At 65.8% G+C, this 26,995-nt stretch carries 19 protein-coding genes; 10 read left to right on the top strand and 9 right to left on the bottom strand.

Annotation, left to right across the window (positions count from 1 at the left end; translation table 11 throughout):
• Positions 1–31: 31 nt before the first annotated feature.
• Positions 32–928 carry a LysR family transcriptional regulator gene (locus tag HYH07_RS20330; protein WP_220004159.1) on the bottom strand — a complete coding sequence of 299 codons (897 nt, stop codon included), beginning with the start codon at positions 926–928 and terminating at the stop codon, positions 32–34.
• A 135-nt stretch (positions 929–1,063) separates the two neighbouring features.
• Here HYH07_RS20330 and HYH07_RS20325 point away from each other — a divergent pair, with 135 nt between their 5' ends.
• The 5 genes from HYH07_RS20325 (at position 1,064) to HYH07_RS20305 (ending at position 11,525) form a co-directional block, all read left to right on the top strand.
• The gene (locus tag HYH07_RS20325) at positions 1,064–2,437 is read left to right on the top strand and encodes an MFS transporter (RefSeq protein ID WP_220004158.1); all 1,374 of its coding nucleotides are present in this window, start codon (positions 1,064–1,066) and stop codon (positions 2,435–2,437) included.
• Positions 2,438–2,469: 32 nt separating this feature from the next.
• A complete protein-coding gene (locus HYH07_RS20320; protein ID WP_220004157.1) occupies positions 2,470–4,188 on the top strand; it encodes an FAD-dependent oxidoreductase in 1,719 nt (572 codons plus the stop codon).
• 33 nt (positions 4,189–4,221) lie between these two features.
• The gene (locus HYH07_RS20315) at positions 4,222–5,943 is read left to right on the top strand and encodes an alpha/beta fold hydrolase (protein ID WP_220004156.1); all 1,722 of its coding nucleotides are present in this window, start codon (positions 4,222–4,224) and stop codon (positions 5,941–5,943) included.
• A complete protein-coding gene (locus HYH07_RS20310) occupies positions 5,943–7,676 on the top strand; it encodes a thiamine pyrophosphate-requiring protein (protein ID WP_220004155.1) in 1,734 nt (577 codons plus the stop codon). The genes HYH07_RS20315 and HYH07_RS20310 overlap by 1 nt, the downstream gene beginning before the upstream one ends.
• A gap of 375 nt (positions 7,677–8,051) precedes the next feature.
• The gene (locus tag HYH07_RS20305) at positions 8,052–11,525 is read left to right on the top strand and encodes a tetratricopeptide repeat protein (RefSeq protein ID WP_220004154.1); all 3,474 of its coding nucleotides are present in this window, start codon (positions 8,052–8,054) and stop codon (positions 11,523–11,525) included.
• Between the two features lie 166 nt (positions 11,526–11,691).
• Here the strand turns inward: HYH07_RS20305 and HYH07_RS20300 are convergent, their stop codons facing one another.
• Both HYH07_RS20300 and HYH07_RS20295 read right to left on the bottom strand, forming a co-directional pair.
• On the bottom strand, positions 11,692–12,465 hold the full coding sequence (locus HYH07_RS20300) for an MBL fold metallo-hydrolase (RefSeq protein WP_220004153.1): 774 nt from the start codon (positions 12,463–12,465) through the stop codon (positions 11,692–11,694).
• A 12-nt stretch (positions 12,466–12,477) separates the two neighbouring features.
• Entirely contained in the window at positions 12,478–13,386 is a 909-nt protein-coding gene (locus HYH07_RS20295; RefSeq protein WP_220004152.1) for a DMT family transporter, read from the bottom strand.
• Positions 13,387–13,484: 98 nt separating this feature from the next.
• Here HYH07_RS20295 and HYH07_RS20290 point away from each other — a divergent pair, with 98 nt between their 5' ends.
• Entirely contained in the window at positions 13,485–14,345 is an 861-nt protein-coding gene (locus HYH07_RS20290) for a LysR family transcriptional regulator (RefSeq protein WP_220004180.1), read from the top strand.
• A 175-nt stretch (positions 14,346–14,520) separates the two neighbouring features.
• On the opposite strand, the gene pdeM is transcribed toward HYH07_RS20290, so the two are convergent.
• From pdeM to HYH07_RS20270, 4 genes are all read right to left on the bottom strand, one after another.
• On the bottom strand, positions 14,521–15,219 hold the full coding sequence (gene pdeM / locus HYH07_RS20285; protein ID WP_220004151.1) for a ligase-associated DNA damage response endonuclease PdeM: 699 nt from the start codon (positions 15,217–15,219) through the stop codon (positions 14,521–14,523).
• A 123-nt stretch (positions 15,220–15,342) separates the two neighbouring features.
• Entirely contained in the window at positions 15,343–17,907 is a 2,565-nt protein-coding gene (locus tag HYH07_RS20280; protein WP_220004150.1) for a ligase-associated DNA damage response DEXH box helicase, read from the bottom strand.
• Between the two features lie 163 nt (positions 17,908–18,070).
• Positions 18,071–19,300, bottom strand: a complete 1,230-nt coding sequence (locus tag HYH07_RS20275) for an ABC transporter substrate-binding protein (RefSeq protein WP_220004149.1) — start codon at positions 19,298–19,300, stop codon at positions 18,071–18,073.
• A gap of 115 nt (positions 19,301–19,415) precedes the next feature.
• A complete protein-coding gene (locus HYH07_RS20270) occupies positions 19,416–20,342 on the bottom strand; it encodes a class I SAM-dependent methyltransferase (RefSeq protein ID WP_220004148.1) in 927 nt (308 codons plus the stop codon).
• Positions 20,343–20,475: 133 nt separating this feature from the next.
• On the opposite strand from HYH07_RS20270, the gene HYH07_RS20265 reads away from it, so the two are divergent.
• From HYH07_RS20265 to HYH07_RS20250, 4 genes are all read left to right on the top strand, one after another.
• Complete coding sequence (locus HYH07_RS20265; protein WP_220004179.1) at positions 20,476–21,513, top strand: ligase-associated DNA damage response exonuclease; 1,038 nt, start codon at positions 20,476–20,478, stop codon at positions 21,511–21,513.
• Positions 21,510–23,387: an ATP-dependent DNA ligase gene (locus HYH07_RS20260; protein WP_220004147.1), complete on the top strand. Its 1,878-nt coding sequence runs from the start codon at positions 21,510–21,512 to the stop codon at positions 23,385–23,387. The genes HYH07_RS20265 and HYH07_RS20260 overlap by 4 nt, the downstream gene beginning before the upstream one ends.
• A gap of 332 nt (positions 23,388–23,719) precedes the next feature.
• Positions 23,720–24,022, top strand: coding sequence for a DUF6460 domain-containing protein (locus HYH07_RS20255; RefSeq protein WP_057742640.1), 303 nt, complete (start codon positions 23,720–23,722; stop codon positions 24,020–24,022).
• 85 nt (positions 24,023–24,107) lie between these two features.
• Entirely contained in the window at positions 24,108–25,433 is a 1,326-nt protein-coding gene (locus HYH07_RS20250; protein WP_220004146.1) for an MATE family efflux transporter, read from the top strand.
• Between the two features lie 89 nt (positions 25,434–25,522).
• Here the strand turns inward: HYH07_RS20250 and HYH07_RS20245 are convergent, their stop codons facing one another.
• Both HYH07_RS20245 and HYH07_RS20240 read right to left on the bottom strand, forming a co-directional pair.
• Positions 25,523–26,620: a quinone-dependent dihydroorotate dehydrogenase gene (locus HYH07_RS20245; RefSeq protein WP_220004145.1), complete on the bottom strand. Its 1,098-nt coding sequence runs from the start codon at positions 26,618–26,620 to the stop codon at positions 25,523–25,525.
• The gene (locus tag HYH07_RS20240) at positions 26,617–26,961 is read right to left on the bottom strand and encodes a DUF952 domain-containing protein (protein ID WP_220004144.1); all 345 of its coding nucleotides are present in this window, start codon (positions 26,959–26,961) and stop codon (positions 26,617–26,619) included. The genes HYH07_RS20245 and HYH07_RS20240 overlap by 4 nt, the downstream gene beginning before the upstream one ends.
• Between the last annotated feature and the right edge of the window lie 34 nt (positions 26,962–26,995).

The raw sequence follows: 26,995 nt of genomic DNA, 5'->3' as shown, positions 1-26,995 counted from the left end.
ATCGGGATGAAGCGTCAGCGCGCTCAGGTCCTCATCGCGTCGACAAGGCGCGCCTGGCGATTTCGGCGAACTGTTCGGCTGCGGGCGAGAGTGTAAAGTCGGCCCGGCTGAGCAGCGAGACATGCCGTTTGACGATCGGCTGGCTCAGTGCAACGGCCGCAAGGGTAGGAAACTGCGCCTTGGGCAGCATATGCGCCGGCAGAATGCTGATTCCGGCACCCTCCGCGGTCAATGCCAGGGCAGTCGTAATGAGCGAGACTTCAAGGGCCGGCTTGAGCTCCTGGCCCGTCTGCGCCAAGGCTTCGTCGATCTGGGTCCGGATTCGCGTTCCGCGGCGCATGGTGATCAGGTCGGAGGTGGCGAGCTCCTCCCAGGTCAGGCGCCGACGCTTCTCGAACCGGCCGTTCTTGATTCCGATCGCCGAGAGCGGGCTTTCCATCAGCGTTTCGATCCGCGCCTCCGAGGTGCCATCGTCCTCGAAGCTGCCGATACCGAAGTCGGCGTGGCCGGCCATGACGAACGGCAGCAGCTCGTCCGGAGCGACATCGAACAGATCGATCCTGACCTCGGGAAAACGGGACCGAAATCTGGCCAGGATGCGCGGCAGCAGGGCCGAGGCCACGCCGGCGGAGACCGCGAGCGCGATCCGCCCCGACCTGACTTCGACGAGGTCGCGCATATGCTGCGCTAATCCTCGTGCGCTCGACAGGATTCGTTCCGCCGCGGGGATCGCTTCCCTGCACGCAGCCGTCGGGTGCAGTGCGCGCGTCGTCCGATCGAACATCTTGACCTGGAAGTTCTCCTCGATCTGCCGGATGAGGAGGCTGATCGCCGACTGCGTGACGCGCAGCTCGGCCGCCGCCTTCGTGATGCTGCCGAGGCGATAGACCAGGACCAGCGCCTCGAGCTGCCGCATGGTCGGATTCATAAGCCAGCCTCATGAATTTATGAGAATTTTGTGGCTAATCGAAAGAGTTGGGGTGTGCAAGATAATTCTGACCAAGATCGCGCCATGCCAAGCGGCTGATATCGTCGGAAAAGCGAAATACAGGGGGAGGGAGATTTGGCGCAGACGATCAACATCGGCCGTTACATCGACGACCGTCCGCTTTCGGCCTTCCAGGTCCGCGTGATCTGCTTGTGTGCCCTCGTGATCGGGCTCGACGGCTTCGATGCCCAGGCGCTCGGCTTCGTCGCGCCGGCGCTCAGCAAGGACCTGCATCTGGCGCCCGGCGCGCTTGGTCCTGTCTTCGGCGCGTCGTTGTTCGGCGTGATGATCGGCTCGCTGCTGTTCGGCGCGCTGGCCGACTATTTCGGCCGCAAATGGCTGGTGATTGCGGGCGTGGTCGTCTTTGCGCTTGGCTCGCTGGCCACCAGCAGGGCCGGAAGCGTTCAAGACCTGGTGGTGCTGCGCTTCCTGACCGGCCTCGGTCTTGGTGGCGTCCTGCCGAATGCGATCGCGCTGACCGGCGAGTATTCACCGCAGCGCCGCCGGACGCTGCTGATCATGCTGATGTTCATGACGGTGTCGCTGGGATCGGCGATCGGCGGTTCGGTCGCGGCCAGGCTGATTTCGGCTTACGGCTGGCAGGGCATCTTCGTGATCGGTGGCGTGCTTCCGCTGCTGCTCTGCCCGGTCCTGATTGTATGGCTCCCGGAATCGGTGTCGCTGCTGGCGCTCGACGAGCGCAACGATGGCCGCGTCCGCTCACTGCTGGGGCAGATCGACCCGTCGGCAAAGTTCGCGGATGACGCACGCTTCACCGTGATCGAGGAAAGCGGCAAGGGATTCCTGTTGCCGCAGCTCTTCGCCAACCGGCGGCTCGTCCCGACATTGCTGTTGTGGATCATGTTCTTCATGAACATGCTCGACATCTACTTCCTCAACAGCTGGCTGCCGACGCTGACGCATGGCGTCGGCCTCGACGTCGAGGCCGCGATCGCCGTCGGCATCGCGTTCCAGCTCGGCGGAATGGTCGGCACGGTCGCGCTCGGATTGCTGATCGAGCGGCTCGGCTTCCATCGTGTCCTGTTCCTGACCTATGTCGCCGGCTTCGTCTCGATCGTGACCATCGGATTTGCCGGAGCCGTGCTGCCGATCCTGGTGCCGGCGGTCTTCATTGCAGGCGTCGCGGTCATCGGCGGCCAGATCGGCTGCAACGCCTATGCGGCGCGGCTCTATCCGACCTATATCCGCGCCACCGGGATCGGCTGGGCGCTCGGCATCGGCCGTTTAGGCTCGATTCTCGGCGTGACTGTCGGCGGACTGATGCTCGCCGCGCATTGGAGCGTCCCGTCGCTGTTCCAGACCAGCGCGGTGCCGCAGCTTTGCTCCGCGCTGGTGATCCTTGGCCTTGCCTTGCTCAGCATGCGCCGCGGCGGCGCGCTCAGCGACAAGGCCCGGCATGACGAGCTTTCGGTGGCGAAGCGCGCCTGAGCCAGGTCGAGAACACGCGAGAAGAAGATGACATGAACAACATCCAGACCCAGGTTCTGCAAACTCAGGTCCTGATCGTCGGCGCGGGGCCGGTCGGCTTGACCGCCGCCATGGATCTCGCCTCCCGCGGCATCGACGTCGTCGTCGCCGAAATCCGCTCGCCCGGCGAGCCACCGAACGTCAAATGCAACCACGTCTCGGCGCGCTCGATGGAGGTGTTCCGCCGCCTCGGCATCGTCCGCGAGGTGCGCGAAGGCGGACTGCCCGCCGACTTCCCGAACGACTGCGCCTATCGCACCGCCGTTGTCGGGCGCGAGCTGACGCGGATCCCGATTCCCTGCCGCGCCGATCGCTACACCGCGACCCGCGGCCCCGATACCGACTGGCCGACGCCCGAGCCGCCGCACCGGATCAACCAGATCTATCTCGAGCCGATCCTGTTCGCGGCCGCCGAGGCCTGGCCGGGAATCCGGATTCTCAATCGCGTTCAGGTCGAGCATTTCGAGCAGGGCGCAGACGGCGTTGTGGCGCGGGCGCAGGACCTCGACAATGACTGGACCATCACCATCGCCGCAGACTATCTGATCGGCTGCGACGGCGGCCGCTCGACCGTGCGCAGGCTGATCGGCTCGCGGCTATCAGGCACCGACGTCGTGCAGCGCGTGCAGTCCACCTATATCCAAGCTCCCGCGCTGAAGGATCTGATCACCCAGAAGCCGGCCTGGATGACCATGTCGCTCAATCCACGCCGCTGCGGCACGACTGTTTCGATCGACGGCCGCGACTTCTGGCTGATCCACAACCATCTCGCGCCCGACGAGCTCGAGTTCGACAGCGTCGATCGCGACTGGGCGCTGCGCACCATTCTCGGCGTCGATGATCGCTTCCAATATGACATCATCAGCAAGGAGGATTGGGTCGGTCGACGCCTGGTCGCCGATCGCTTCCGCGATCGCCGTGCGTTCATTTGCGGTGATGCGGCCCATCTATGGATTCCCTATGCCGGCTACGGCATGAACGCCGGCATCGCCGACGCCGTCGACCTCTGCTGGATCCTTGCGAGCGTGCTGCAGGGCTGGGCGAGCCCTGCGCTGCTCGACGCCTACGAGGCCGAGCGCCAGCCGATCACCGAGCAGGTGTCGCATTTCGCGATGAACCATGCCCTTGCCGTCATGGGGCAGCGACGCGCGGTGCCGCCCGAGGTCGAGATCGACGGCGAGGTGGGCGATGCCGCGCGCAGCAAGGTGGGCCAGGCCGCCTACGATCTCAACGTCCAGCAATATTGCTGCGCCGGCCTGAACTTCGGCTATTACTACGATCGGTCACCCATCATTGCCTATGACGGCGAGGCGCCGCCGCCCTACAGCATGGGCAGCTTCACAGCCTCGACCGTGCCGGGCGCCCGCGCGCCGCATGTCTGGCTGACTGACGGACGTTCGCTGCTCGATGCGCTCGGTCCCGCCTATACGCTGGTGCGATTCGATCGAACCATCGATGCCGCACCGCTGGTGGACGCGGCGGCGCGTTCGGGCGTCCCCTTGACGGTGCTCGACGTCGATCGGGCCGGGGCAGGATTCGATTTTGCCGAGAATCTGCTGATGGTGCGCCCGGATACGCACATTGCCTGGCGCGGCATGGCGGCGCCGCTGGATCCTGATCGGCTGTTCGAGCGATTGCGTGGAGCAGCTTCCGACCCGGCCAGTCGTGAGCACGATTCGGCGGGAGAAGCAGCGGCTGCTCACATTGCTTGATCGGAAGCGCGAATTTTTCAGAGGGGGGACTCAATGCGTAAAGGGACGATGGCTGCGATAGGAGCCGTTCTCATCTTGCTGGGTGGGATGCTGGCGCATTTCACTCAGACGACCAGTGGCATTCGTATCGAAGACGTGCGCTTCAAGGGCGCCGCGGGCAATACCATGAGCGCCCTGGTCTATATTCCGCGAAATGCAAGCGAGAAAAGCCCCGCGCCCGGCATTCTCGCGGTCCATGGTTACATCAACTCGCGCGAGACGCAGGACGGGTTTGCGATCGAGCTCGCCAGACGCGGCTATGTCGTCGTTGCACTGGACCAGACCGGCCACGGCTACAGTGATCCGCCTGCTTTCGCGCACGGCTTCGGCGGACCCGATGGCCTGGCCTATCTGCGTAGCCTGCCCTATGTCGACAAGGAGAACATCGGCCTTGAAGGGCACTCCATGGGCGGCTGGACGATTCTTGCCGCGGCTGCAGCGATGCCGGATGCCTACAAGTCGCTGGTGCTGGAAGGCTCGTCCACCGGAAAGCCTTTTGCAGCCGATGGCACGCCGACCTGGCCGCGCAACCTCGCCGTGGTGTTCTCGCAATACGACGAGTTCTCCGGGATCATGTGGGGCAGCGAGTATGCCAGGAATGTTCCTCGGTCGGAAAAGCTTGCTGCCGTGTTCGGTGCTGCGGCACCCATCGAGCCCGGCAGGATTTACGGCGACATCAGCAAAGGCACGGCGCGGGTTCTCTATACCCCGGCAATCACCCATCCGGCCGATCATTTCTCACACGAAGCCATCGGTGACAGCCTCGACTGGTTCAGCAAGACGCTCTCCGGCGGCACGCCGCTGCCGCCAGCCGATCAGATCTGGCTCCGCAAGGAGATCGGCACATTGATTGCCCTCATCGGATTCCTTGTTCTGCTGCTCGGCGCCTTCGACCTGCTGCTGACCTCTCCGGCCTTTGCTTCGCTTCGGACCGGGCCGGTCGATTCGGATGCGACGAGTGCTGTATTGCCAAAAGGCGGACGCTGGTGGGCCGTCTTCTGGATTTCTGCGCTGCTGCCTGCGATCACTTACTATCCCGCCTTTGCGATCGGAAATGCGTGGCTGCCGGCATCGCGCTTCCTCCCGCAGGCTTTCACGACAGAGATCGCGATCTGGGCGCTGCTCAACACGGTGATTACGTTGGCGCTGCTGCCGTTCGTGCCGAAGCGCGTCACGCGCAAGGATATTGCGGGGCCGGCGGTCTTGATCGCGCTGGCGACGGTCGCGGTCGGTGTCGTGACGGTCTGGCTTGCCGACCTCCTGTTCAAGATCGACTTTCGCTTCTGGGTCGTGGCGCTCAAATTGCCGAGTGCGACGCAATTGATGATCATGCTGATCTATCTGGTTCCCTTTACGCTCTTCTTCGTCGTCGCGCTGCGCGCGCTGCACGCCAATTTCAGCCGGCTCGATGCGCCGGCGATCGGTCACTATGTCACGACCATCCTGGTGCTCTCGCTCGGGATTTTCATTCTGATCGGCGGCCAATATCTGGCGATGTGGCTTGGCGGAAAATTGATCAATCCGTTCCCGGCCTCGCCCGTCATACCGCTCTCAACCATCATCGGCATTCAGTTCATCCCGCTCCTTGCCGCCATCGCCGTGATCTCGACCTTCACGTGGCGGCGTACCGGCACGTCACTGCCCGGAGCCCTGATCTGTGGCCTGCTGGTCACCTGGTACATCGTGGCCGGAACGGCGACCCAGGCAGCCATCTGATGACGACCTACAGCACCGCGCACTACTTCCTCGAGGCCCTCGTTGACCTCGGGGTCGACACCATCTTTGCCAATCTCGGCACCGACCACGTCTCGTTGATCGAGGAGATCGCGCGCTGGGACAAAGAGGGACGGCGGCATCCCGAAATCATCCTGTGTCCGCACGAGGTGGTCGCGGTTCACATGGCAGCCGGCTATGCGTTCGCAACAGGCCGCGGCCAGGCCGTATTCGTCCACGTCGATGCCGGCACCGCCAATGCGTGCATGGCGATCCAGAATCTGTTTCGCTATCGGCTGCCGGTCATGCTGTTGGCGGGCCGGGCTCCGTTCACCCTGCATGGCGAAATCACCGGATCGCGCGACACCTATGTCCACTTCGTGCAGGACAGTTTTGACCAGGCGAGCATCGTACGCCCATATGTGAAATGGGAATACACGCTTCCATCGGGCGTGGTCGTGAAGGAGGCGCTGGCACGTGCGGCGGCGTTCATGCACAGCGATCCACCGGGGCCGGTCTACATGATGCTGCCCCGCGAGACCCTCGCGGAGAGCTGGGACGCGCAGCAAATGCCCGCTTATCCGCCGGCGCGGTATGGCTCGGTCAAGGCCGGCGGGATCGAGCCGGCGCGGGCGCATGACGTGGCTGAAGCGCTGATGGCGGCCGAGAATCCGATCGCGCTGACCGCCTATCTCGGCCGCAATCCAGATGCCGTCGCGGTGCTCGAACGGCTGGCGCTTGCCTGCGGCATTCGCGTCGCCGAATTCAATCCGGTGACAGTGAACATTCCCCAGGACTCGGCGTGCTTCGCCGGTGGCGATCCGGCCGCTTTGGTCGCCCATGCCGACCTCGGCCTGCTCATCGATACCGACGTGCCCTTCGTCCCGCAGTCCGTGAAGGCCGCGGATGGGCTGCGCTGGATCCAGATCGACATCGATCCGCTCAAGGCCGATATCCCGATGTGGGGCTTTGCCACCGACCTGCGCATCGCCGGTGATTCGGCGATCATCCTGCAACAGGTGTTGGAGGTCGTCGAAGCACGCGCCGATGACGACTATCGCAGGAAAGTGCGTCGCCGGATCGAGAGCTGGGAGCCACTGCGCGAGGCCGGCGCGGCGAGGCGACGAGCCGCCGCCGCGGAAAGGGGCGAGCTTGCCGCGATCAATCCCGCCTTCCTTTTCTCGCGGCTGCAGGCCCACTTGTCGGAAGACGACGTCGTCCTCAACGAGGCCGTCCGCAACGCACCGGTCCTGCAGCAGCAGCTGCGTCGCACCAAGCCTCTGACCTATGTGGGTCTGGCCGGCGGCGGGCTCGGCTTCAGCGGCGGCATGGCGCTCGGACTGAAGCTGGCCAATCCGGCGCGCCGGATCGTGCAGGTCGTCGGCGACGGCGCTTTCCACTTCGCCGCGCCGGATTCCGTCTACGCCGTGTCGCAGCAATATCGGCTGCCGATCTTCACCGTCATTCTCGACAATGGCGGCTGGCAGGCCGTCAAGGCCGCAGTACAACGGGTTTATCCCGACGGAGAGGCGCAGCGGGCCGACGCGTTCCTGTCCAGGCTTCGGACCGGACGCCAGGACGAACAGCGGCATTTCATCGACATTGCCCGTGCCTTCGGCGCTCATGGCGAACGGGTGAGCGATCCGAACGGGCTTGATGAAGCAATCACCCGCTGTCTCCGCGCGGTCGACGCAGGATGCACCGCCGTCATGCATGTCGACCTCGTGCCGCTCTAGAAAAGGGGCCGAATGCAGCCGGGCGGGCGGCGCGGGTCTCGCCAAGCATCCAGCTGTCATCGCCCGGCTTTGACGCCGGGACCGCGCGGCTGGAACCGAGAAGCCGCGGCGTACTGGATGCCCCGCCTTCGCGGGGCATGACATCGGTTATTGGGTTGCCGGACGCGCCGCAACGCACCCCCGGTTCCCGCCGCCCAACTTTAAGACACCGGCGACGGCTTCCTTAACCCGTTATTTACCGTAACCGACAAAAGTCAGACTTCGAGGCAGACGACCCGCGCCGAATTCGATTGTCTTGCAAATTGTCTCGCAAACGGCACGCGTGGGGAGACTGGAGGCGTCGGGTGGGGCGCGGAGTCGGAACCGGACAGAGTCATGAATTCGCGCGTATCGTGGAGTGTTGACGGTATCGATCCATCCGTCAGGGAGCGGGCCGAAGCCGCTGCCCGCCGTGCCGGCATGTCACTCAACGATTGGCTGAACTCCACGCTCGGCGAGACGGCCCCGCCGAACTTTCGCAGCCCTTACGAGCAGCCGCGTCAGGATCAACGTCACGATCCGCGTTCGCAGCAGCAGGACATTCAGAGCCAAGGAATTGGTCAGGCGAGTCGCGAAGTCGCCGACATCCATCAGCGGCTCGACGCGATCACCCGGCAGATCGAACGGATTTCAAAACCCGCCGCGCCACGCCAAGACTCTTCCCGTGAAAGAGACGTCTCGCGCGAGCAGGGCGTGGCCCGCCAGCTCAACGATGCGATCTCGCGGCTCGATGCCCGCCTGTCGCAGATCTCGCGCCCGCAGCAACCGCAGCCGCAGCAGCCTCCGGCGCCACGCGCGACGCCTGCGCCGTCACCCGTTGAAACGCGCCATCGCCAGGCCGATGCGGTCGAGCGCGCGGCCACGCAGGTCTATCGCAACTCGCCGCCGCTGAGTCCCGCCTCGTTCGACGTCGCGGTCGCCGAGATCACCGCACGGCAGGGCGAGCTTGACGGATTCGCACCGCGGCAGGTGCCGCCGCGCGCCGCGCCGCCGATCGCTCCGTCTGCGCCTGTCTATGCTCCGCCGCCACCGCAGGCGGGGCCGGATTTCTCCGCGCTCGAGCGCCATCTGCTCAAGATCACGAGCCAGATCGAGTCGCTGCAGCGGCCTGACCATACCGAGCAGGCCATCAACGGCTTCCGCGCCGAGCTAGCCGAGATCCGCAACGTCATCACCGAGGCGATGCCGCGGCGCGCGATCGAATCGATCGAGAACGAGATCCGCTCGCTGCACCGCCGCATCGACGAGACCCGCTCCAACGGCACCGACGGCCAGGTGCTGTCAGGCATCGAGCGAGCCCTCTCCGACATCAAGCAGGTGCTGCGCACGCTGACGCCGGCCGAGCAGCTCACCGGCTACGACGAGGCGATCCGCAATCTCGGCGCCAAGCTCGACCTGATCCTGCGCGCCAATGACGATCCCTCGACGGTGCGGCAGCTCGAAGGCGCGATCTCGGCGCTGCGCGGCATCGTCTCCAACGTCGCCTCCAACGAAGCGCTGGCCCGCCTCTCCGAGGACGTGCAGCTGCTGTCATCCAAGGTCGATCAGCTCAATCGCGCCTCGGACCGCGGCGACAGCTTTGCGGTGCTGGAGCAGCGCATCGCCGCGCTCACGGCCGCGCTGGAAACGCGCGAGCGGCCGGCGCCTGCCGAGAGCACCGAACATCTGGAAGCCGCGATCCGCGCGCTGTCCGACCGCTTCGACCGCATGCAGGTCGGCAACGACTCCGCCTCGACCTTTGCGCATCTCGAGCAGCGCGTCTCTTATCTGCTGGAGCGGCTAGAGGCCGCCTCGGATCAGCGCGGCGGCAATTTCAGCCGTGTCGAGGACGGGCTGCACGACATCCTGCACCACCTCGAGCGGCAGCAGGCGACCTATGCCGCGCTGGCCGAGAGCCGCAATTCAGCGCCGCCGCCCGATTCCGGCATGGTCGATCTCGTCAGGCGCGAGCTGTCCGACATCCGCTTCAGCCAGGCCGAGACCAACCGCAGCACCCAGGATTCGCTGGAGGCCGTGCACAACACGCTCGGCCACGTCGTCGATCGCCTCGCCATGATCGAGGGCGATTTGCGCGCGGTGCGCGCCGCGCCGCCCGCGCCTGCGCCGATGCCGGTGGCCGCGCCATTGCCGATGCCGGCTCCCGTCGAATCGGCGCCGATGGCGCGCGAGCAATGGCAGCCGCAGCCGCCGCAACCGAAATACGATCCGAAGCCCGAGCTGCCCAATCCCGCCGGCCAGCCGCATGCGCATTCCGGCTTCGTCGCCGCGCCGCGCGAATTCCACGCCGCCGCCCCCTCCGCGCCGCCGCCGGTGCCGGTGGCGCAGCAAGCTACACCGCCTTTGCCACCGCGCGCGATCAGCGAGATCCTCGAGCCGCACACGGCGCCGGTGCGCGCCGCGATCGCGCCCGAACTGCCGCCGGATCATCCGCTCGAGCCGGGCACGCGTCCGGGCGCCCGCCCCGCCACGCCGTCCGAGCGCATTGCCGCGTCCGAAAGCGCGATCAGCGAAATCCCGGCTGCGCCCAAGGAGCCGGTATCGTCGTCGAGCTTCATCGCAGCCGCGCGCCGCGCCGCGCAGGCCGCCGCCGCGCAGCCACAGGAAAAGCCCGCCCGCGGCGTCAAGGCCGCAATCGCGGCGCGCAGCAAGGGCAAGGCTCAAGGCAAAGCCCAGGCCGCAGGTTCGGAAGGCGGCTCGACCATCACCTCGAAAATCCGCTCGCTGCTGGTCGGCGCCAGCGTGGTCGTGATCGTGCTCGGCACCTTCAAGATGGCGATGAACCTGCTCGACGGCGGCAGCCCGCCGCCGGCGCCGCAGGCGATGGAGAATACCAGCCAACAGGCACCGCAGGCGCCGTCGCCAGTCGAGAGCAAGCCGCCCGAGCAGGTCACCCCGTCGATGACCTCGCCGACGCCGATCGGCAAGCAGTCCCTGAACAATGCCACGCCGGCGGCGAGCTCCAGCAGCACGGCTTCGGTCGAAATTCCGCCCGCGCCCGCAGCAGCGCCACTTCCGCCCGCGGCGAACGGCGATGTCACCGGCGCGCTGTCGGGCACGAGCCGCGCCCGGCTCGGCGTGGTCCAGATCCCGCCGAGCGAGAAGCTGCCTGACGGCATCGCCGGTCCCGCTTTGCGCGTCGCTGCGATGAAGGGCGATGCGACCGCGGCCTACGAGATCGGCGTGCGCTTTGCCGAGGGCAAGGGCGTCGCTGCGAATTACGACGAAGCCGCCAAATGGTACGACCGCGCCTCGCAGGCCGGCGTGGTGCCCGCAACCTTCCGCCTCGGCACGCTTTATGAGAAGGGGTTGGGCGTGAAGAAGGACGCCGACATCGCCCGCCGCTACTACACGCAAGCGGCCGAACGCGGCAACGCCAAGGCGATGCATAATCTCGCGGTGCTCGACGCCGACGGTGGCGGACGCGGCGCCAATTACAAGAGCGCGGCGCAGTGGTTCCGCAAAGCCGCCGACCGCGGCGTCGCCGACAGCCAGTTCAACCTCGGCATCCTCTATGCCCGCGGCATCGGCGTGGAGCAGAACCTCGCCGAATCCTACAAATGGTTCAGCCTGGCGGCCGCCCAGGGCGATGCCGATGCGGCCGGCAAGCGCGACGATGTCGCCAAGCGCCTCGACCCGCAATCACTCGCCGCCGCCAAGCTCGCGATCCAGACCTTCAGCGCCGAGCCGCAGCCCGACGACGCCGTCAACGTGGCGACGCCCGCCGGCGGCTGGGACAGCGCCCCGCAGGCGGCCACCAAGCCCGCGCCGAAGCCGGTCGCGACGAAGAAGACGGCGTCCGCGGCGCATTGATTTAAGACGCCATCTCCTCTGGTCGTCGCCCGGCCAGTGCGCAATTGCGCACTAGGACCGGGCGACCCAGTATTCCAGAGGCCTTCGTCGGATAGCTCGCTCTCACAACACCCGCTGCGGCGTACTGGATGTCCCGGTCAAGCCGGGGCATGACATCCTAGCAAGATCACGGCGCCTCGATCACGGTCGGCACGCCGGGCTCCAGCAATCGCAACCGCGGTCCGAAGCCGAGCACGTCGAACGTCTTGCGCAAATCCTCGCTGTTCTGGCGGAAATGCGCCCAGCCTTCGGTGTGCACGGGCACGATCATCGCATCGGGAAAGGCGCGCGCGGTCTCGATGGTGTCGTTCGTGTCCATGGTGAGATGGAACGGGCCGCGCGTTTGCGCGGCGCCGGCAAACGGCAGCACCACGCCGCACTTGAAGCGGCGCGCAACTTCGGCGACGCCGTCGAACCAGGTGGTGTCGCCGCTGATATAGACCGCGCTCGTGTCCTTGCGGCTGGATTGCACCACGAAGCCGATGACGTCGCCCGACAGCGGCTCGATGCCGGCAGGGCCGTGACGCGCCGGTGTCGCGGTGATGGTCAGCATGTTGCCGTCGTCGTCCTTCAGATGCGCGGTTGCCCAGGGCGCGAGGCCCTCGACATGGCCGCCGAGGCGTTTGGCGCCGGCCTCCGTCGTCAGCGCGCGTGGTGCTTTCAGCAAGACGTCGCGCCCTGAATTGTCGAGATTGTCCGAATGCTGGTCGTGGCTGAGCAGCACGGCATCGATGGGGCCGATCGCATCGGCCTTCATCGCCGGGCCGGTGGTCTTCTCCAGCTTCACATGCGGCAATTGATAAGCGCCCGGCGCATCGAAGGTGGGGTCGGTGAGCAGGCGAAAGCCGTCGATCTCGATCAAGGCGGTGGGGCCGCCGATCAGGGTGATTGAAACGGGCATGCGGAACTCCTCTTACGCCACCGGCTTTGCGGGGCGCGTCACCAGGTAAATGCCGAGCGCCACGGGAATGATCCCGAAGAGGTCGCGCGCTTCGACGTGTTCGCCGAGCACGAGATACGCGAACAGCATGCCGAGCGGCGGCATCAGGAAATGATAGGCACTGGCCGCGGTCGCGCCACACACTTTCAGGAGATGAAACCAGAGCCAGTAGGCGAGGATCGAGCCGCCGAGCACGAGAAAGGCGAAGGCGCCGATCAGGCCTGGGGTGACGTCGATGGCGTGAACATCCGCGAAGGTCAGCGCGATCGGCGTCAGCACGACGCCGGCCGCGAGATTCTGCACGCCGTTGCCGACCCACAAGCTGCCCTTGGGCGCGAACAGCTTGAACAGGATGGTGCCGGCGACGATGGACGCCAGTGAGGCCAGCGTGAAGAGGATGCCGTGCAGACTGTCCGTGCCCACCGAGAGGCGATGCCAGACGATCAGCGTGACGCCGACGGTGCCGAGCAAGAGGCCGCCCGCCTTGCGCCAGGTCATGCCCTCGCCGAGCAGCAGCGCCGCAAGCGCGGCCGTGAACACGGGATTGGCCGAGACGATCAATCCGCCGAGGCCGGCGGAGACCGATTGCAGGCCGGTATAGCCGAGCCCGAGATAGAGCGCGTTGTTGGCAACCCCGAGTACGGCGAAGATCAACGCGTCGCGCCACGACAGCGACCACTCGCCTCGGATCAGCGTGGGGCCCAGGATCAGGATGCCGGCCAGCGAGAAGCGCGCGGCAAGCAGGATCAGCGGCGGGCAATGGGTGACGCCGATCTTGCCGGCGACGAAGGCGTAGCTCCAGAGCAGGCAGAACAGGCCGATGGCGAGCGGCAACGTGTTGAACCGGCTGCGGGGAGCGGGGAGCGAAGTGGCGAGGGACATGAGGGCATTCTCCTGAACCCTCGATCTAGGGACCCTACTTGTCATTTGGAAATTAAATGATTAACTCGAAATCAGTGGATTTTCGAATGGAGGCTGATGTGCTCGATCTTGAGCTTCTGCGCAGCTTCGTCGCGGTGGTCGAGGCCGGCGGCTTCACCCGCGCCAGCGAGCGCGTTCACCGCACGCAATCGACCGTCAGCCAGCAGATCAAGCGGCTGGAGGAGGATGTCGGCCAGGTGCTGCTCCACCGTGACGGCAAGGACGTGCGCCCGACCGAGGCCGGCGAACGGTTGCTGTCCTATGCGCGGCGGCTGCTGGCGCTGGCCGAAGAGGCGCGCGACGTGCTGCGCGAGCCCGACGGCGGCGCGGTCCGGCTCGGCATTCCCGAGGATTTCGCGGCCTATCGTCTGGCAAAATTGCTGGGCGCGTTCTCACGCTCGCATCCGAACCTGCGTCTCGACGTGCGTGCCGACCAGAGCAAGAACCTCGCCCGCGACCTCGAACGCGGCGAGCTCGATCTCGCGCTCTACAAGCGCGAGGCCGGCGGCAGGGACGCGATCGCGGTGTGGCCCGAGGAGGTGCACTGGGTCACCAGCAAGACCCATCCCGTCGACGTCGACGTGCCATCAGTGCCCCTGATCGGCTTTCCGCTCGGCTGCCTCTATCGCGCCGGCGCGATCCACGCGCTGGAAAGCGCCGGGCGTGCCTGGCACATGTCCTACATGTCGTCGAGCCTGGCCGGCATCCAGGCTGCCGTTGCCGCCGGCATGGGGCTGAGCATTCTCTCGGAAATGTCGATCCAGGCAGACCATCGCGTGCTGACGGCGAAGGACGGTTTTGCGCCGATCAACAAGACGGAGGTGGCGCTGATGGCCGCGCCGAATGCGAGCTCGGCGACGCTGCGGCTGGCGGATCGACTCGCGGAGTTTTGCGAGGACGTGCAAGCGAAGGCGGCGTGAGCTTGCGAGATGCGTAGCGTGGGTTAGGGCAGCGTAACCCACCTCTTTGATCTCCGGAGAGACAGTCTCGTAGGGTGGGCAAAGGTGCGAAGCGCCGTGCCCACGATCCTTCAATAATTTGCAGGTGGTGGGCACGCTTCGCTTTGCCCACCCTACAAAGCTACAAAGCACGCCTTCAGTAACACCGCGACGCCGCAATCGCGTGCACGCGGCGGTCGCCGAGGAGATGGGCGACAAAGCCGGTCTTCGCAAAGATCCTTGCAAACGCGGCGTCGCGGATGCTGAGGCCGCCGGCATAGGCGCCGAAGGCCGGCATCACCGCGCGCATTCCGTCGCTGGCGAAGCAGCGCCGCTCCATCGAACGGCCGCGGGCGGAGATTCGGGCCTTGGGGTGGAGATGGCCGGCGATCTCGCCAGGCGCGCCTGATGGCTCGTGGCGGAAGGTGATGGGGCCAACAGCGACTTCGTCGGCGACGGTACCGCCGAGATCGCGCGGCAGCATCGGATCGTGATTGCCCGAGATCCAGATCCAGTCGCGGCCGCTCTGCAGCGCGGCGACGGCATCGCGGTCCTCCGTGGACAGGCGCTCATGCGCGGTGCGATCGTGAAAACTGTCGCCGAGTGCGATGACCGTTTTGGGATTATGGCGGGAGATGACAGCAGCGAGCCGGCTGAGCGTTGCCAGCGTATCATAGGGCGGCAGCAGCACGCCGCGGGTGGCGAAGCTGGACCCTTTTTCCAGATGCAAATCGGAGACGACTAGCAGGCGCCGCTCGTCCCAGTACAGCGCGCCGGAGAGATCGGCGTGGAGCGCAATGCCAGCTACATCCAAAGTCCGCGTAGAAATTATCGATAACGCGACATTCTCCGTCATGGCCGGGCTTGTCCCGGCCATCCACGTTCTTGGCACCGCAAGAAAGACGTGGATGCCCGGGTCAAGCCCGGGCATGACGATGTGGATGGAGTTGCGCCCCGAAGATACATTTTTGTTTGCCGTTTACGACATCGCTTCCTTGACCAGCTCGTCGGCGGCTTCGGCCAACAGCTCGTCTGCAGCTTCGCCATAAACTGACTCGCGGCCGATTTCCAGCATCACGGGCACGGCGAGCGGGGAGACGCGGTCGAGTTCCCGGTGGGTGATGCGGCCCTGGATGCGCATCAGCATGTCGCTGAGGCGGCGCAGATCCAATAGGCCGGTGGCGGCATCGGCGCGCGCGGCGCGCAGCAGCACGTGGTCGGCCTGATGCTTGCGCAAGACGTCATAGACGAGGTCGGTCGAGAACAGCACCTGGCGGCGGCTCTTCTCTTCGCCGGTGTGGCGGCGCGCGATCAGGCCGGAGATGATGGCGCAGTTGCGGAAGGTGCGCTTCATCAGCGCGGATTCGGCGAGCCAGGCCTCCAGATCGTCGCCGAGCATATCAGGATCGAACAACCCGTCGAGATCGATGCGGCCGTCCCTGATCATGAAAGAGAGGTCGCCGAGCCCCCAGATCGCCACCGCATATTCATTGGCAACGAAGCCGAGCGGCCGGGCGCGGGCGCGCTCCAGCCGGCGCGTCAGCAGCATGCCGAGCGTCTGGTGCGCGAGGCGGCCTTCGAAGGGATAGCAGACGATGTAATGCTTGTTGGCGCGCGGAAAACTTTCCACCAGCAGCTCGCGCGCGGCGGGCACGCGGCTGACGTCCTTCTGCTGCGACAGCCAGTCGCGCACCTGCTCCGGCAAGCCCTTCCATGCCCGCCCGTCGTCGAGCAGACGGCGGACGCGCTCGGCGAGATAGGTCGAGAGCGGGAATTTTCCGCCCATATAGGACGGCACTTTCGGGTCCTTGTCATGCGCGCGCGAGACATAGACCTGGTCCTCGACCAGCGTTTCGTAGCGCACCACCTCTCCTGAGAATACGAAGGTATCGCCGGGCGAGAGGCCTTCGATGAAGGCCTCCTCGATCTCGCCGAGCAAGCGGCCGCCGCGCGCGATCACACCCGTGGAGCCGCTGCCACTGCCGCGCGAGCGCACCAGCCGCACCTTCAGCATGTCGTCCTCGACGATGGTGCCGACATTCATCCGGTAGCTCTGCCGCACCTTGGGATTGGCAACGCGCCAGCGGCCCTCCTTGTCCTGCTTGATGCGGGCGAAGCGCTCATAGGTCTTCAGCGCGTAGCCGCCGGAAGCGACGAAATCGACGACGTCGTCGAAATCCTGCTGCGACAGGTCGGCATAAGGCGCGGCGGTGCGGACCTCGGCATAGAGTTCATCGGAGAGAAACGGCTCGCCGCAGGCGCAGCCGAGCACGTGCTGGGCCAGCACGTCGAGCGCGCCGGTACGCAAGGGCGGGGTGTCCTGCGCATTCTCGGCGATGGCATCGATGGCGACGCGGCATTCCAGCACCTCGAAGCGGTTGGCGGGCACCAGCACGGCGCGGGAGGCTTCGTCGAGACGGTGATTGGCGCGGCCGATGCGCTGCATCAGGCGCGAGGAGCCCTTGGGCGCGCCGATATTGACGACGAGATCGACGTCGCCCCAGTCGACGCCCAGATCGAGCGAGGAGGTGCAGACCACGCCGCGCAAGCGTCCTGCCGACATCGCATCCTCGACCTTGCGGCGCTGCGCGACGTCGAGCGAGCCGTGATGCAGCGCGATGGCAAGGCCGTCGTCGTTCATGCTCCAGAGATTCTGGAACAGCATCTCGGCCTGGCTGCGAGTATTGACGAACACCAGCGTGGTCTTGTTCTGCTTGATCAGCTCGTAGATTTCGGGGAGCGCGTGACGCGCGCTGTGGCCAGCCCAGGGCAGGCGCTCGCTGGTGTCGAGCATCTGAACCAGCGGCGGTGCGGCGCCGCCGGCGACGACGATATCGGCGGCAACTTCCTTGCCTTCGGGCTGCGGCACCAGGAAGCGCGCGAGTTGCTCCGGCTCCGCCACGGTCGCCGACAGTCCGATCGCGCGCATCTGCGGGGCGAGACGCCACAGCCGTGCAAGGCCGAGCGACAGCAGATCGCCGCGCTTGGACGTCACCAGCGCATGCAGCTCGTCGAGCACGATGCGCTTCAGCGAGGAAAACAAAAACGGCGCATCGTCGGAGGACAGCAGCAGCGCGAGCTGCTCCGGCGTCGTCAGCAGAATGTCGGGCGGATAACGCCGCTGCCGCTGACGCCGCGACACCGGCGTGTCGCCGGTGCGGGTCTCGACCTTGATCGGCAGGCCCATCTCGGCGATGGGGCGCTCGAGGTTGCGGGCGATGTCGACGGCGAGCGCTTTCAACGGCGAGATATAGAGGGTGTGGAGACCGGCGCTGCGCTGCACGCTGCGGCCGGTGGAGACGAGGGATTTCGCGGGCGTCGCCGGCGCAGAGCTCAGTTCCGCCAGCGTCGGCAAGAACCCCGCCAGCGTCTTGCCGGCCCCGGTCGGTGCGATCAGCAAGGCCGATCGATCCTCACGCGCCTTTTCCAGCAGCGCGAGCTGGTGTTCGCGCGGCGTCCAGCCGCGGGCCGCAAACCATTGCTGGAAACGGTCGGGCAGCAGCGGGGCCGGCTCGGCCGGAATTTTGAGGATGCGGGGCGGCACGGCGTTAGAGGTAAGCCGTGGGACAGGGTTCGTCGAGGGGGAGGACGGTGTCGTAGGGTGGGCAAAGCGAAGCGTGCCCACGCATTTTTGCGATCGAGAGAGGTGGTGGGCACGGCGCAAGGGCGCCTTTGCCCACCCTACGGCATCTCGATTGCCGAGAGTGCTACTCCACCACCGGCTTGTCGGAGACCTCCCAGTCCTTGCCGTTGAAGACCTGGATGAACAGCGTCTTCATCGGCGTGTAGTCGTCCGGTGTGTAGCTGTAGGTGACGCCATCGAGGAAGAAGGGCGAGTGGAAGCCGTTGAGGTTTGAGGCCTGCTTCAGCACATTGGCGCGGGTGAGGTCGTCGCCGCAGCGGCGCAGGATCTCGCCCATGGTGACGGCCTGGCCGTAACCGGCATAGGCAATGGTGTTGTCAGGAGCGACGTTCGGCAGATATTTCTTGCGCAGCTCCTCGAATGCCACGGGGCCCGGATCCTTTTCCCAACGGCCAGGCCCGGCATCCTTCGCATAGCTGATCGAGACGATGTCCTTGGCATTCTCGAAGCCGGCGGCGCTGAGGATGGATTTGCCGGTCGAGCCGGCCGAGAGCAGCTGCAGCGGCTTCCAGCCGAGCTCGGCCACTTTCCGGATCGATTGCGACGACGCCTTGCCGGTGGAGATGTTGTAGAAAACGTCTGCGCCCGATTTCGACAGGTTGATCAGCTGGGAATCGACCGTCGGATCGGTGAGATCGTAGGTCTGCTCCATGATCACCTGCGCCGTGCCGCCGGCATCCGCCAGCACCTTCTTGAAGGGCCCAAGGAAATCGCGGCCGAAATCGTCGTTCTGGTAGAGGATGCCGATCCTGGCATTCGGCTTCACGTTGACGACGTGCCGCGCCAGGATGCGCGCTTCGGTCGGATAGAGCGGCAGCCCCGCCATCGTCCACTTGAACTCTTTCGGATTGTTCCACTTCGAGGCGCCGGTGTTGAGCAGCAGCTGCGGCACGCCCTTGGAGTTCAGATATTTGTGCACGGCGGTCTGCGGCGCGGTGCCAAGCGAGCCGTAGAGCGCCAGCACCTCCTCCTGCTCGACCAGGCGCCGCGTCGCCTCGACGCATTTTGGCGCGCTGTAGGCATCGTCGAGCGTGAGGAAGTTGATCTTGCGCCCGTTGATGCCGCCGCCCTCGTTGAGCATCTGGAAGTAGGCCTCGCCGACGCGCCCAAGCACGCCGTAGAGCGAGCCAGGACCAGAATGCGGCACGGTTTGCCCGATCTTGATCTCGGTATCACTGGCGCCGGCATCGTATTTCTTCTCGGCGGCCCGGACATAGGGCGCGGGTAGAACGGATGCGGCTATGGTGGCGAACGCGGCGGCGCTGACATCGCGCCGCGATGGATTCCTGGTCATTGTTTCTCTCCCTGGTGCTGCGCATTGTGCTGGGAACGCAGCGCAGCTCGCAAGCCCGAAGACGCCGCTTTGCGACGCAATGACGCTGAAATTGCAGGGTGTTTAGCGCCTAGACTCAAGTTTTCTCGGCGACGATGACGAAGCCGCGCACCGGCTCGTTGTTTTCGTTGCGCGGCGAGCACGGCTCAAGCGTGACGAGCTTCAGCCCGGCCTTCGCAATCGCACCCCTCACATATTCCGCCGAATGGGCATAGCGCAGGCCTTCGCCGAGCACGATGACATCGCCGTCATGCGTCTCCAGCGTGAAAGCGAGCACGCCGCCTGATACGAGCACGCGCCTGGTCTCGGTGAGCACAGGCGCGAGATCGGAGAGATAGACGAATGCATCCGCGGCGACGACGAGGTTCGCGCTTGTCTCGGGCTTGGTGCGCAGGCCCTCGATCATGTCGGCAACTTCGAGCTCGGCATAGAGCCCGGCGGCGCGCGCCTCCTTGATCATGCCTGGCGACAGATCGATGCCGATGAATTGGTCGACCTGTCTCGCGAAGGCGGCGGCCGCAAGCCCGGTGCCGCAGCCGAGATCGATGGTGCGCTTGAAGAAGGCCGGCTTCTTCGCGGCGACGCGCGCAGCCAGCACGGCCTTGAAGATCAACGCCGGCGCGCGATAGCCGAGATCGTTGATCAGCGCGTGCTCGAAGCGCGGCGCGTACTGGTCGAACAGCGCCTGCACATAGGCCTTCGGCATTTCCGCCATTTCAGTGTCGCCCAGCCGCATCAGATGGAGACCGGCCCCGTGCCGATCCTCAGGGTCGGATCGCCGCGCTTCTCGGAACGCTGCGATGGCCTTGTTGCGCTCGCCGAGCTGCTGGCGGATCTCGCCAAGCGTGAACCAGGCCGAGGTGAAGTCAGGCGCCAGCTCGATCGCCTGCTCCAGCAGGTCGGCGGCGGCTGGCAGATCGCCCTTGAGCTGGAGGTCGCGCGCGAACTCGAAACGGCGGTCGGCCATGAGATCGCCGGAGGTCAGGAACAGGCGGAGCGGCATTGCAGGAACCGATTGTCATTGCCGGGCTTGACCCGGCAATCCATCAAAAAAGACCTCTTTAAGAGGATGGATGCGCGGGTCAAGCCCGCGCATGACGGGTTCATTTGGAGCACTCACTTCCTATATGACAGAAATGCGCCCGCAAGACATCCTGCTGCCAACTGCTGACGGCCTGTGCTGCAAGCCCGGCGGCTTCCACATCGATCCGATCCGCCCGGTCGAGCGGGCATTGATCACCCACGGCCATTCCGACCATGCCCGCGCCGGCCATGGCGCGGTGCTGGCGACGCAGGAAACGCTCGACATGATGCGGCTGCGCTATGGCGAGAATTTTGCCGGCTCGACGCAGGTGATCAGCTATGGCGAAGAGCTCCGGCTCGGTGATGTCAAAGTCAAGTTTCACCCGGCCGGCCACGTGCTCGGTTCGGCGCAGATCGCGGTCACATGCAAAGATACCTGCGTCGTCGTATCAGGCGATTACAAGGATGCGCCGGACCCGACCTGCGTTCCGTTCGAGCTGGTGCCCTGCGATGTCTTCATCACCGAGGCCACGTTCGGCCTGCCGGTGTTTCGCCACGGCGATGCGGCCCTCGAGGTGAAGAAGCTGCTGGCCTCGGTCGCGCTGTTTCCCGAGCGCGCCCATCTCGTCGGCGCCTATTCGCTCGGCAAGGCGCAGCGTGTGATCGCGCTGCTGCGCAAGGCCGGCTATGACGCGCCGATCTATCTGCATGGCGCGATGGAGAAGATCACCGCGTATTATCAGAGTCGCGGCATTGATCTCGGCGAGCTGCGGCCGGCGATGGGCATGAAGAAGGCGGCACTTGCCGGCACCATCACGCTCGCGCCGCCTTCGGCGACATCGGATATCTGGGCCCGGCGCTTCCCCGATCCCGTCACCGCGTTCGCCTCGGGCTGGATGCGCGTGCGCGCCCGCGCGCGGCAAGGCGGCGTCGAGCTGCCGCTGGTGATTTCCGACCATGCCGATTGGGACGGCCTCACCGCGACCATCGCGGCGACCGGCGCCAGCGAGATCTGGGTCACCCACGGGCAGGAAGACGCGCTGGTGCATTGGTGCAAGACCCAAGGCCTGCGGGCGCGGCCGCTTGATCTCGTTGGCTATGGCGATGAGGACGAGGGCGAGCCTCCGGCGCGGAGCGAGGCCGAGGCATGAACCGCTTCGCCGAACTCCTGGACCGCCTTGCCTACGAGCCCGGCCGCAATAACAAGCTGCGGCTGCTGCAAGGCTATTTTCGCGAGGTCGGCGATCCCGACCGCGGCTACGCGCTCGCCGCGCTCACCGGCGCGCTCAGCTTCAAGCACGCCAAGCCCGCGCTGATCCGCGATCTCATCGCATCGCGCACCGATGAGGTGCTGTTCGGGTTGAGTTACGACTATGTCGGCGATCTCTCGGAAACGGTGGCGTTGATGTGGCCGAAGAGGCCGCCTCGTCATGACGAATCTTTTCCGGGCTACCCCTCTCTCCCACCCTCCCCCACAAGGGGGGAGGGAGCGCAGCGGAGCATGGCGCTGGCAGCAATCGCAACAGCTGATCGCGATTCCCAAAGTGAGGGACGCACGAGCCTTTCCGTTCCCTCCCCCCTTGTGGGGGAGGGTCAGGGAGGGGGGCACTCCGGGCGAGATGCTGATGAGTCTCTCCACCCAACTCACCACAACAACCCACCTCCCCCGACCCTGACCGAGGTCGTCACCACGCTGCGCACGCTCGGCAAGACAGAATTGCCGAAGCAACTCGAACGCTGGCTGGACGAACTCGATGAGACCGGCCGCTGGGCATTGTTGAAACTTGTCACCGGCGCCATGCGCATCGGGATCTCGGCGCGGCTGGCGAAGACGGCGGCCGCCGCGCTTGGGGATAAGGATCCGCATGAGGTCGAGCTGCTCTGGCCGGGCCTCAGCCCGCCCTATCTCGACCTGTTCGCCTGGCTGGAAGGCCGCAGCCAGAAGCCTGTCAATCGCGATCCCGCGCCGTTCCGGCCCGTGATGCTGGCGCATGCGATCGAGGATAGTGATTTTGCTTCACTCGATCCCGCCGACTATATCGCCGAATGGAAATGGGACGGCATTCGCGTGCAGGCGGTCGCCGGCCGCGATGAGCACGGGCAGATCACCGCGCGGCTCTATTCGCGCACCGGCGAGGACATCACCGGCAGCTTTCCGGACCTCGTGCCGTCGCTGCGCCTGCCCGGCGCGATCGACGGCGAGCTCTTGATCCTGCGCGAAGGCCGCGTGCAGAGTTTCAACGTCCTGCAGCAGCGGCTCAACCGCAAGGTCGTCTCGCCGAAGCTGATCAACGATTTTCCGATTCACTTGCGCGCCTACGATCTGCTCGGGGACGACGAGAACGATCTGCGCGAATTGCCTTTCGCCGAGCGGCGCGAGCGGCTTGAGGCCTTCATCAGCAAGCTCCACGATCCCCGCATCGATCTCTCGCCCACAGTTCCCTTCGCAAGCTGGGATGCGCTCACCGCCGCGCGCGCCGATCCGGCAAGCGCCGGCGCCGGCGAGGATGCCGATGCCGTCGAGGGCGTGATGCTGAAGCGGCGCGATGCGCCCTATCTGCCGGGACGGCCGAAGGGGCAGTGGTGGAAGTGGAAGCGCGATCCGCACATCATCGATGCCGTACTGATGTATGCGCAGCGCGGCCACGGCAAGCGCTCGTCCTATTACTCCGACTACACTTTTGGTGTCTGGACCGAAACCGACAATGGCGAGGAACTGGTGCCGGTTGGGAAAGCCTATTTCGGCTTCACCGACGAGGAGCTCTTGCAGATCGACCGTTTCGTCCGCCGCAACACCACGGAAAAGTTCGGCCCCGTCCGCCATGTCGTGCACGAAGGCGACAAGGGGCTGGTGCTGGAGGTGGCGTTCGAGGGCCTGCAGCGCTCGCCGCGGCACAAATCCGGTGTCGCGATGCGCTTCCCCCGCATCAGCCGCCTGCGCTGGGACAAGCCGCCGCGGGAGGCCGATAGGCTGGAGACGCTGGAGAAGATGCTGAAGGAGGAGGCGGCGGAGATTGAGGCCTGAGGTGCTGGATCTTGCCACGACGACAGTGCGCCCCCTCGCCCGCTTGCGGGAGAGGGTCGGGGAGAGGGTGTCTCCGCACCGGGACACTCCTCTAGAGGAGAAAGCCCTCACCCGCGCCGGAGCCTGTCATCGGGCGCGCCTTTGGCGCGACCCGTTGGGCGCGACCTCTCCTGCAAGCGGGCGAGGTGACGGAGCCCGCGGTCGGCGGCGTGCCCAATCAAGGTCCGCTTGCCCGAATTAAAACGCGGTAAGCTGATTGACGCGCCGTAGCGGGTTCCCCATGTCCCCCGCCGTGACCTATAATCGGGGCTAGCCCCCACAAGGAGTTTGAGATGGCCCACGACGTCAGAGATTTGCCGGCCGGCCACAGCGATGGCCTGCACCGCTTTCTCGGCGGCTCGCCGCTGGCGGTCGCGTTTCGCCTGGTGCTGCTCTCGATCCTGGTCGGCGTCGTGCTGGCGGCGATCGGTTTCGACCCCTGGAATATCATTTACAGCATTCGCCTGCTGTTCCAGCGTCTCTGGGATCTCGGCTTCGACGCCGTGAACTGGCTGTGGCGCTACTTCCTGCTCGGCGCCGTCATCGTGATCCCGATCTGGCTGTTGTCGCGCATCTTCGGCTCGCCGCGCCGCTAAGGCGCTCTGAAATGCGCAGCCGGCGCAAGCACGCCATGCCGGCCGCGGTGGTGCATTCGGCGCAGGGCTCGGATACACGCACCTGATGCACGCCCCGGTTCATCCCAAAGTCGGCAGCCGCCAGGTCTTCGCCATCGCGGGTCCCGCGATGGTCGCGAACCTGACGACACCGCTGATCGGCGTGATCTCGACCACCGCGATCGGCCGGCTCGACGATGCCGCGCTGCTCGGCGGCGTCGCGATGGCGTCGGTGATCTTCGACTGCCTGTTCTGGCTGTTCGGCTTCCTGCGCATGAGCACGCTCGCCTTCACCGCGCAGGCGCTCGGCGCCGGCGAGACGCGCGAACAGACCGTGATCCTGGTGCGCGGCTTCATCGTCGCCGGCCTGATCGGCGGCGGACTGATCCTGCTGCAACTGCCGCTGGCCGGCGTGCTGTTCGATGTGATGGGTGGCAGCGCGGGCGTGACGCATGCCGCAAAAACCTATTTCATGATCCGGATCTGGTCGTCGCCCTTCGCGTTCGCCAACTATGTCATCCTCGGCTGGCTGGTCGGGCTGGCCCGCGCCAATCCGGCGCTCGCGCTGCAAGTCGTCATCAACCTCATCAACATGGCGGCGACGATTTTGCTGGTGCTGGTCTACGACACCGGCATTGCGGGCGCGGCGATCGCCGCGCTGCTGTCGGAGGGCATCGGCTTCGTGCTCGGCGTTATCGTCTGCCGGCGCTATGCGCATGGCGGCTTTGCCGTGCCCCGCGCGATGCTGTTCGACCGCGCCAAGCTGATGCGGCTGTTGGCCGTCAATTCCGACATCATGATCCGCACTGCGGCACTGATCACCGTATTCCTGTTCTTCACCGCCAAGGGCGCGCGGGCCGGCGACGTCACGTTGGCCGCGAACTCCGTGCTGAACAATTTCCTCCTGGTCAGCGCCTTTTTCCTCGACGGCCTCGCCAATGCCGCGCAGCAGCTCTGCGGCCGCACCTTTGGCGCGCGCGACGCCAAGGGCTTTGCGGATTCGACCCGGCTGGTGCTGCTGTGGGGGCTCGGCTTTGCGCTTGTTGTCGCGGCGCTGTTCGCGCTGTTCGGGCCCGATATCATCAGCTTCATGACGGCGAGCCAGGACGTCCGCCGCGCCGCGCGCGAGTTCCTGCCGTTCATCGTGATAGCGCCGATCCCCGGCGTGTTCGCCTTCGGTTTCGACGGCATCTATGTCGGCGCCACCTGGGCGCGCGAGATGCGCAATCTGATGCTGGCTTCGCTCGCGATCTTCTTGGGCGTGTGGTGGGCGCTGCAATCATTCGGCAATGCCGGGCTGTGGTGCGCACTGCTCGCGTTCTATGTCGCGCGCGGCGGATTGCAGGGCGCGCGGTATCCGGCGCTGTATCGAGCGACGTTCGCGAAGTCGTAGCCCGGATGCAGCGAAGCGTAATCCGGGGCCTTCCTGCGCGGTGAAAGAGTCCCGGATTGCGTCGCTCCATCCGGGCTACGCAGCGGTGCTTACATCCCAGGCCAGTCTTCCGCGGTCAGCGTCGCCGCATCAGCGCCGACGATTTCGGAGAGGGAATCCCGGCCTGTGCGCAGCAGTGTCGAGGTCAGATCGCGCTTGATCTCATCGACGAGGCCGAGGCCCTTATAAACCAGCGACGAATAAAGCTGGATCAGGCTCGCGCCGGCGCGAATCTTTGTCAGCGCCGCACCGCCGGAGTCGACGCCACCGACGCCGATCAGCGGGAAGGCGCCCTCGACCCGGACATAGGTCTCCGCGACCATGCGCGTCGACAGCCGGAACAGCGGCCGGCCGGACAGGCCGCCCTGCTCTTTCGCGCGCGTCTGTTCGCGCAACGTGCTCGGCCGCGCAATGGTCGTATTCGACACGATCATGCCGTCGACCTTGCGCGAGCGCGCGACCTGGACGACGTCGTCGAGCTGGGCGAGGCTGAGGTCCGGCGCGATCTTCAGCAGCACCGGCGTGTCGCCGGCCTTCTGCCTGACACGCTCGCGCGCATCGATGACGCGTCCGAGCAGATCGTCGAGCAGCGCGCCTTCCTGCAGATTGCGCAGGCCCGGCGTGTTCGGCGAGGAGACGTTGACGGTGAAATAGCTTGCGACGGGTGCAAAGGTCTCGATCAGCTTGACGTAGTCACCGACGCGATCGGGCGAATCCTTGTTGGCACCGACATTGACGCCGACGATGCCGCCATTGGCCGCGCGCGCGGCGAGCCGGCGCAGCGCGACTTCCGCGCCGTCATTGTTGAAGCCCATGCGGTTGATGACAGCCTCGTCGCGCTCGAGCCGAAACAGCCGCGGCCGCGGATTGCCGGCCTGCGGCTTCGGCGTCACCGACCCGATCTCGACAAAGCCGAAGCCGAGCCGCAGCAATGCGTCGGGCACCTCGGCGCTCTTGTCGAAACCTGCGGCCATGCCGATCGGGTTGGGGAAGTTGAGCCCGAAGGCGCGCACGGCAAGCTTGGGATCATCGGTGCGTGGCTTCACCGGCGGCAGGAAGCGCAGGCCCTGGATGGCGAGGCGGTGGGCGTCCTCCGGATCGAGCCAGCGCAACACCGGCAGCGAGAACGCATCGAAGGCGCGGATCACGGGGCGAGCTCCGGCGTATCGTGGCCGCCATCGGAGCGTATATTGAGGTTCATCACCGAGAGCACGGCGCCGAGATCGAGTTCGCCATAGAGATGCGGAAACAGCTCGTCATTGCGCGAGCGCTCCCAGCGCAGCTCGCTGCCGAGCGCATCGCCGTCGACCTCGACCAGGAATAGCGCGCGCTGGCCGAAATAGTGCTTGCGCAGAGTCTCAGGCACCTGGCTCGCGGTCGAGAAATGGATGAATCCGTCGCGCGCATCGTCCGCGCTGCCCCGGTACACGCCCTGCCGTTCCGCCTCGCGCCAGGCCGAGGCCGGACAGATTTTGTAGATCTTGACCACAGATTGCCGGAGCCCTGTTTGCTCTTCGACTCAG

Source organism: Bradyrhizobium sp. BR 10261, from assembly GCF_019455395.1.
GTDB classification, from domain to species: Bacteria; Pseudomonadota; Alphaproteobacteria; order Rhizobiales; family Xanthobacteraceae; genus Bradyrhizobium; species Bradyrhizobium manausense.
Note: the sequence above shows the minus strand (reverse complement) of the source record. Positions and strands in the feature narration are given on the sequence as shown.

Coding starts and splice junctions, on each gene's coding strand:
- HYH07_RS20310 (WP_220004155.1), top strand. CDS start 5,943: ATGACGACCTACAGCACCGCGCACTACTTCCTCGAGGCCCTCGTTGAC.
- HYH07_RS20295 (WP_220004152.1), bottom strand. CDS start 13,386: ATGTCCCTCGCCACTTCGCTCCCCGCTCCCCGCAGCCGGTTCAACACG.
- HYH07_RS20305 (WP_220004154.1), top strand. CDS start 8,052: ATGAATTCGCGCGTATCGTGGAGTGTTGACGGTATCGATCCATCCGTC.
- HYH07_RS20270 (WP_220004148.1), bottom strand. CDS start 20,342: ATGCCGCTCCGCCTGTTCCTGACCTCCGGCGATCTCATGGCCGACCGC.
- pdeM (WP_220004151.1), bottom strand. CDS start 15,219: ATGACGGAGAATGTCGCGTTATCGATAATTTCTACGCGGACTTTGGAT.
- HYH07_RS20260 (WP_220004147.1), top strand. CDS start 21,510: ATGAACCGCTTCGCCGAACTCCTGGACCGCCTTGCCTACGAGCCCGGC.
- HYH07_RS20330 (WP_220004159.1), bottom strand. CDS start 928: ATGAATCCGACCATGCGGCAGCTCGAGGCGCTGGTCCTGGTCTATCGC.
- HYH07_RS20250 (WP_220004146.1), top strand. CDS start 24,108: ATGCACGCCCCGGTTCATCCCAAAGTCGGCAGCCGCCAGGTCTTCGCC.
- HYH07_RS20300 (WP_220004153.1), bottom strand. CDS start 12,465: ATGCCCGTTTCAATCACCCTGATCGGCGGCCCCACCGCCTTGATCGAG.
- HYH07_RS20275 (WP_220004149.1), bottom strand. CDS start 19,300: ATGACCAGGAATCCATCGCGGCGCGATGTCAGCGCCGCCGCGTTCGCC.
- HYH07_RS20255 (WP_057742640.1), top strand. CDS start 23,720: ATGGCCCACGACGTCAGAGATTTGCCGGCCGGCCACAGCGATGGCCTG.
- HYH07_RS20315 (WP_220004156.1), top strand. CDS start 4,222: ATGCGTAAAGGGACGATGGCTGCGATAGGAGCCGTTCTCATCTTGCTG.
- HYH07_RS20320 (WP_220004157.1), top strand. CDS start 2,470: ATGAACAACATCCAGACCCAGGTTCTGCAAACTCAGGTCCTGATCGTC.
- HYH07_RS20265 (WP_220004179.1), top strand. CDS start 20,476: ATGCGCCCGCAAGACATCCTGCTGCCAACTGCTGACGGCCTGTGCTGC.